Raw genomic sequence first — 1,059 nt, 5'->3', positions numbered from 1 at the left:
CGGTACCCTCATTTCCGACAAGCGTTACGCGATACTCTCCGACCGCGCATCGATGTCCACCACCCACTCGAATCCGACATGATGATCATTCGAATTCTCGTGGTCGATCCAAATAAATAAGCACGAGACTTTTTGGTGACCGCTCTTCCGCGGTGCTCGAGTTAATTTCGAGCGAATACTTCCTTGTTGATGGCCTGAGCCAATCGTTCAGTATGCCCGTGGCGTACGTAGTCTTTTTCATGCGGACCCAGAAGTAGATTCGCGCTGGCCCTGGAGAGCTCGACACTTCTACTACGCCAGAACCTGCGGGCCATTCGATACGGCATGAGCTGCTCTCTTATCGCGGCATCCATCAGCCGGCTCCTCCAATCGATCACGGCCTCCTCGGTCGACAGATCGAAGTATTCAAATAATTCAGGCACCAACCGGAGTGAACTCTCGGTCGCCAACGAAGTAGTCAGATCGCCGCGAGCAGCAGCCCAATAGGCAGGCACCTCGACAATTGGTCTCTCGCCCAATATTCCGTGGCCGCCAAAATCGGTTCCGACGACGGGTCCACGCGGGCGAAAGGGGTCTGAGATAAGCGCACACGCCAGTATCGACGGCTCGGTTCCGCCCATTTCTGCGGCCACATCTCCTGCCGCTGCGGCCCCTTGGGCATAGCCAGCGAGAATCAAGGGGCGAGTGCTGCGGTTGACTTCGCGTACCAGGGCGCGCTTGACAACCGAACGCCCTCCCGAGCACGCCAAAATTCGCGGGTTGAAGCGAGCCCGGTCCAGGGCATCGGCGAAACTACGGGTCACCGCATGATGATTCGATGCCCACCGCGCGCCCATGATCAGGACATCGATCATCGACCGGTACCCCAGTTCCACCGGGCATCGAGAAGCGCGGATATCGCCGCCCGGCCGTCATGCAGGGCAAATAGTCGAGATGATTCCATTTCAATCCGCGTACCCTCACGCCGCCAGATTCAGATTTTACAGACATTCTGCGCACGATCCTATGGCCACATTCATCCGCCATCTTCTTCCGTATTCCCATCCTTGGGAATACGGA

At 57.3% G+C, this 1,059-nt stretch carries 1 protein-coding gene; it reads right to left on the bottom strand.

Annotated elements, in window-relative coordinates; genetic code table 11:
- Window positions 1–161: 161 nt before the first annotated feature.
- Window positions 162–854 (bottom strand): hypothetical protein, encoded by a 693-nt coding sequence (locus ACWELQ_RS05310; RefSeq protein WP_452395785.1) that lies wholly within the window; start codon window positions 852–854, stop codon window positions 162–164.
- Window positions 855–1,059: the final 205 nt, after the last annotated feature.

The sequence above is a fragment of the Nocardia sp. NPDC004722 genome (assembly GCF_053601505.1).
This window is presented reverse-complemented; position numbering and strand designations above follow the sequence as displayed.